Below are 4498 nucleotides of genomic sequence, written 5' to 3'. Positions count from 1 at the left end.
TATTTGCCGAGCACTTCGCCCACCACACGGGCGCACTTGCGGTAGGGCCTGTCGCTGGTGAGGCCCAGCTCGTACATCGCGTACAGGATCCGGCGATGCACCGGCTTGAGGCCGTCGCGGGCATCGGGCAGGGCCCGACCCACGATCACGCTCATCGCGTACTCCAGATAGGAGCGCGACATCTCATTGCGCAAGTCCGTCTGAATGATCCGATCGTCGGAATCGCCGGGACCGCCGCCGCCAGGCCCCACAGAATCCGTCATACGTGCATCAGACGTCCTCTATCAATCTATCTCGGACAGTGGAAACAACAGAAAAGTCCGGATAAACTCCCAACCGCTTTCCACTGACGTGATGGGTCCTGTCGACGAGCCTCGCCCTGAAGCCGAAACCCCAGGCAGCGACCCCACGCCCACACAGGAGCCCACTCCAGCCCCAACACCTGTGCCGGCTCCGGCCCCGACCCCCGCTCCAACACCAGACCCGGTGATCGCCTCCACCGTGTCGATCCCTGCTCAGGAGAGCGCCGATGAGGACGGCGGCGAATGGGAGCTGCTGGTGGGCAAAGTGAAGGACTGGCTCGAGCAGAATGATCTCGCTGAGCTCTGGACCAAGGCCCAGCTGCCCCTGCGGGTGGTGGGCGGTCTGATCGTCTTCAGCCTGTTGGCGACGGTTTATTCCGGTGTGCTCAGCACCATCAACAGCATCCCTCTGGTGCCAGGCCTGCTGGAGCTGGCCGGCGTGATCTGGCTGGTGAACTTCGCCCTGCGCAACCTGATCCGCAACAGCGATCGGGACAACTTCATCCAGGGCGCCCGCTCGACATGGATGCGTGTGACGGGCCGATCAAGCTGAGGCGATCATCCTGAATTGGTAGCTTGATCTGAACTTTATTGAAGTCGCGCGGTGGACATTCAGCTCGGACGCTCCAAGACCGTTCGCCGGGCCTACGGAATCGATGAAATCGCTCTGGTGCCTGGGGGTCGCACGGTGGACCCCGAGGTCACAGATACCCGTTGGTCCCTGGGTGGTATCGAGCGCGAGATCCCCATCATCGCCAGCGCCATGGACGGAGTGGTGGACGTGGGCATGGCCGTTCGCCTGTCCCAACTCGGCGCCCTCGGCGTGCTGAACCTTGAGGGTGTTCAGACCCGCTACGAAGACCCCAATCAGGTGCTGGATCGCATCGCCGGCGTCGGTAAGGACGAATTCGTCCCGCTGATGCAGGAGATCTATAGCCAGCCGATTCAAGAGGTGCTGATCCGTAAACGCATCCAGGACATCAAGGCCCAAGGCGGCATCGCCGCCGTCAGCGGCACTCCGGTGGCCGCCATGCGTTTCGGTAAGGCCATTGCCGAAGTCGGAGCCGATCTGTTCTTCGTGCAGGCCACCGTGGTCTCGACGGATCACACCAGTCCTGCAGGCCAGGAGACCCTGGATCTCGAAGCGCTGTGCCGCGATATGGGCGTTCCTGTGGTGATTGGCAACTGCGTCACCTATGACGTGGCCCTGCAGCTGATGCGGGCTGGCGCCGCCGGCGTGATGGTGGGCATCGGCCCTGGTGCCGCCTGCACCTCCCGCGGCGTTCTCGGCGTGGGCATTCCCCAGGCCACCGCAGTGGCCGACTGCGCTGCCGCTCGAGCCGACTACGAAAAGGAAACAAGTCGCTACGTGCCGATCGTTGCCGACGGTGGCATCGTCACCGGCGGTGACATCTGCAAGTGCATCGCTTGCGGAGCCGACGCCGTGATGATCGGCTCCCCCATCGCCCGTGCTGAGGAAGCTCCCGGCCGGGGCTTCCACTGGGGCATGGCTACGCCAAGCCCCGTGCTGCCCCGCGGCACCCGCATCAATGTGGGCAACACCGGCAGCATCGAACGCATCCTGCGCGGTCCGGCCAAGTTGGACGACGGCACCCACAACCTGCTGGGCTGCCTGAAGACATCGATGGGCACCCTGGGAGCCCAAACCATCAAGGAAATGCAGCAGGTGGAGGTGGTCGTGGCACCCTCCCTGCTGACGGAAGGCAAGGTCTACCAAAAGACCCAGCACCTCGGAATGGGCAAGTAAGGCAGGGCTAAATTGGAAGTGTGCGGGCTTCGGCCCACACACTCCTCACACCCCCCGGCCCGGCGCGATCGGGCTTTCACTCTTTGTGGAGAGCGACTGTCACAGTTCCCTTCTCGGCAGGGAAGAGCTGTGTTTTCGCTCGAAACCGTTGCTAAATTCCCCCTAAATTCCCCTGCCCATATGTCCAGCGCTGCTGCTGTCACCGATGCATCCTTCCAGCAGGACGTGCTCCAGAGCGACGTGCCGGTTCTCGTGGACTTCTGGGCACCCTGGTGCGGACCCTGCCGCATGGTGGCTCCCATCGTTGAAGAGATCGCCAAGGAATTTGACGGACAGATCAAGGTGTTCAAGCTCAACACCGACGAGAACCCCAACGTGGCCAGCCAGTACGGCATCCGCAGCATCCCGACGCTGATGGTATTCAAGGGCGGCCAGAAGGTTGACACTGTGGTTGGCGCTGTTCCCAAGGCAACCTTGTCAGGCACCATTTCTAAGTACCTCTGAATCCGTCCCAGAACGGATCGACCGGTTGAGTCTGAACCTCGGGTTAATCGATTACGGCATGGGCAATCTCCACTCCGTGGAGAAATGCCTTGAGCGGCTCGGTCAAGGCTGCTCATTCATCCAGCACGCCGATGATCTGAAGGGCATTGATGCGCTGATCCTGCCAGGGGTCGGCGCCTTTGACCCGGCCATGGCCAACCTCAGGGCCACGGGGCTGGTGCCCCACTTGCTGCGCTGGGGCCAAGGTAACCGCCCCTTGCTCGGCATCTGCCTAGGCCTGCAGCTGCTGTTCCAGCAGAGCGATGAAGGCAACGATCCGGGCCTCGGGCTGCTGGCTGGACGGGTGGAGCGCCTGCCCAGCAATAGCGACGAACGCATCCCCCACATGGGCTGGGCTCCGTTGAAGCACCACGGAAGCTGCCCGCTGCTCAGCAGCGATGCCCCCGCGGAGTGGGTGTATTTCGTGCACAGCTACGCCGCTGTTCCCACCGATCGGAATGACCTGAAGGCCTCGGCCCCCTTCGGCGATCAGGAGGTGACCGCTGTGGTCTGGCGGGGCCGAGTCGGCGCCTGCCAGTTCCATCCGGAAAAGTCGTCCGATGCCGGAGAACAGATGCTCAAACGCTGGTTGACCTGGCTGCACAACGGGGCTGAGCCCTGCCCATGAGCACTGGCGGTCAACTGCGACTCAGCGGTGGTCGACGACTGCTGAGCCCCGGGGGTCGCACGGCTCGGCCCACCACCTCCAGGGTGCGCGAAGCGGTGATGAACATCCTGGCCCCGCACCTGCAGGACTGCCGCTGGCTCGACCTCTGCAGCGGCAGCGGTGTAATCGGCTGTGAGGCGCTGCAGCGAGGTGCGCGCTGTGTGGTGGCCGTTGATCAAGACCCGCGGTGCATCCGCGTCAGCCGCAGCAACCTCAATGCGGTGGCAGCCAGTCGTTCACCGGCTCCGGAGATCCGTACCGAACGGCAGGAACTGATCGCATGGCTGCACAAGGGCTGGCGCCAGGCGCCCTTCGACATCGCCTATTTCGACCCCCCCTATGACCAAGGCCTCTACGAACCCTGCTTGAACGCCCTGGCTCAGGGGAATTGGCTTCACCAGGACTCTCTGGTGGTGTGTGAACACCGCTCAAGTCTGAACCCAGCACAGAGCTCAAATTGGAACGTTGTGGATCAGCGCCGGTACGGCATCAGCAGCGTGCTGCTACTCAGCCCCCCAGAGCGCTACCACCACGGCGGTACTGGCTCCATGCCGTAACGAACAGACCCATCAGCGTGACGGGGATAAGACCCAGAACGATGCCGCAGAGCAGAGGTTCGATCATCGCGTCGCGTCAGCAATCAGAATTAGGGAGAATTCTCTCATTGGAACTCCAAGTCTGTGGTCCAGCCGTCACGAATTGCGGCCGAATCGGCATCAGCTGATGCAAATGATTCGAGCGATCGGGGTCGCGGCCTGATCGCCGCGCTTGTGGTGTCGGCTGCCACGGCTTGCGTGGTGCTGGTGCTCTGGGTGCTGGGGAGCGCCCAGCAGGACCCCTACATCAAGGCCAGCCTTGAATTGCAAGGGGCCGTTGACCACGGCGGCCAGCTGTTCCGGATCAATTGCGCCGGCTGCCACGGCCTTGCCGGCCAGGGGTTGGTGGGCCCTCAACTTCAGGGCGTCAGCAACCAGCTCAAAGACCCCGTTCTGGTGCACCAGATCATCAGCGGCGAGACTCCCCCCATGCCGAGTTTTGAGATGGAACCGCAATCGATGGCCGACCTGCTGGCCTACCTGCACACCCTCAGCTGAGCCGCTGCCTTGAATGCCGTCGTCGTGCTGGTGGAGCCGGCCGGCCCCCTGAACATCGGAAGCGTGGCCAGGCTCTGCGCCAATTTCGGGATGAGCGAACTGCGGCTGGTGGCCCCCCGCTGTG

9 protein-coding genes are annotated in these 4498 nt (G+C 63.2%); 7 read left to right on the top strand and 2 right to left on the bottom strand.

Features of this window, described 5'->3' with window-relative positions; all coding sequences use genetic code 11:
* Positions 1–182, bottom strand: a 182-nt coding sequence (locus tag ACGVJ8_RS11035; RefSeq protein WP_392348075.1) for a DNA gyrase subunit A, incomplete at its 3' end; no start/stop codon positions are given.
* A 172-nt stretch (positions 183–354) separates the two neighbouring features.
* On the opposite strand from ACGVJ8_RS11035, the gene ACGVJ8_RS11030 reads away from it, so the two are divergent.
* The 5 genes from ACGVJ8_RS11030 (at position 355) to rsmD (ending at position 3837) form a co-directional block, all read left to right on the top strand.
* On the top strand, positions 355–855 hold the full coding sequence (locus ACGVJ8_RS11030) for a CAAD domain-containing protein (RefSeq protein WP_392348071.1): 501 nt from the start codon (positions 355–357) through the stop codon (positions 853–855).
* Positions 856–906: 51 nt separating this feature from the next.
* Positions 907–2070, top strand: a complete 1164-nt coding sequence (locus ACGVJ8_RS11025; RefSeq protein ID WP_392348069.1) for a GuaB3 family IMP dehydrogenase-related protein — start codon at positions 907–909, stop codon at positions 2068–2070.
* A gap of 180 nt (positions 2071–2250) precedes the next feature.
* Positions 2251–2574 carry a thioredoxin gene (gene trxA, locus ACGVJ8_RS11020; protein WP_392348067.1) on the top strand — a complete coding sequence of 108 codons (324 nt, stop codon included), beginning with the start codon at positions 2251–2253 and terminating at the stop codon, positions 2572–2574.
* Between the two features lie 25 nt (positions 2575–2599).
* Entirely contained in the window at positions 2600–3241 is a 642-nt protein-coding gene (gene hisH / locus ACGVJ8_RS11015; RefSeq protein ID WP_392348065.1) for an imidazole glycerol phosphate synthase subunit HisH, read from the top strand.
* Positions 3238–3837 carry a 16S rRNA (guanine(966)-N(2))-methyltransferase RsmD gene (rsmD, locus tag ACGVJ8_RS11010; RefSeq protein WP_392348063.1) on the top strand — a complete coding sequence of 200 codons (600 nt, stop codon included), beginning with the start codon at positions 3238–3240 and terminating at the stop codon, positions 3835–3837. The genes hisH and rsmD overlap by 4 nt, the downstream gene beginning before the upstream one ends.
* Here the strand turns inward: rsmD and petG are convergent.
* Entirely contained in the window at positions 3788–3904 is a 117-nt protein-coding gene (gene petG, locus ACGVJ8_RS11005; protein WP_392348061.1) for a cytochrome b6-f complex subunit V, read from the bottom strand. The genes rsmD and petG overlap by 50 nt on opposite strands.
* Before the next feature lie 56 nt (positions 3905–3960).
* On the opposite strand from petG, the gene ACGVJ8_RS11000 reads away from it, so the two are divergent.
* Positions 3961–4374: a c-type cytochrome gene (locus ACGVJ8_RS11000; RefSeq protein ID WP_025362444.1), complete on the top strand. Its 414-nt coding sequence runs from the start codon at positions 3961–3963 to the stop codon at positions 4372–4374.
* Between the two features lie 9 nt (positions 4375–4383).
* Positions 4384–4498 (top strand): TrmH family RNA methyltransferase (locus ACGVJ8_RS10995; RefSeq protein ID WP_392348073.1); only part of this gene is annotated, 115 nt, incomplete at its 3' end.

Source organism: Parasynechococcus sp. (genome assembly GCF_042954245.1).
In the GTDB taxonomy this organism is placed as follows: domain Bacteria; phylum Cyanobacteriota; class Cyanobacteriia; order PCC-6307; family Cyanobiaceae; genus Parasynechococcus.
This window is presented reverse-complemented; position numbering and strand designations above follow the sequence as displayed.

What these genes read in the sequence shown, in the direction of transcription:
- ACGVJ8_RS11030 (WP_392348071.1), top strand. Translation starts at nt 355, where the DNA reads ATGGGTCCTGTCGACGAGCCTCGCCCTGAAGCCGAAACCCCAGGCAGC.
- trxA (WP_392348067.1), top strand. Translation starts at nt 2,251, where the DNA reads ATGTCCAGCGCTGCTGCTGTCACCGATGCATCCTTCCAGCAGGACGTG.
- rsmD (WP_392348063.1), top strand. Translation starts at nt 3,238, where the DNA reads ATGAGCACTGGCGGTCAACTGCGACTCAGCGGTGGTCGACGACTGCTG.
- petG (WP_392348061.1), bottom strand. Translation starts at nt 3,904, where the DNA reads ATGATCGAACCTCTGCTCTGCGGCATCGTTCTGGGTCTTATCCCCGTC.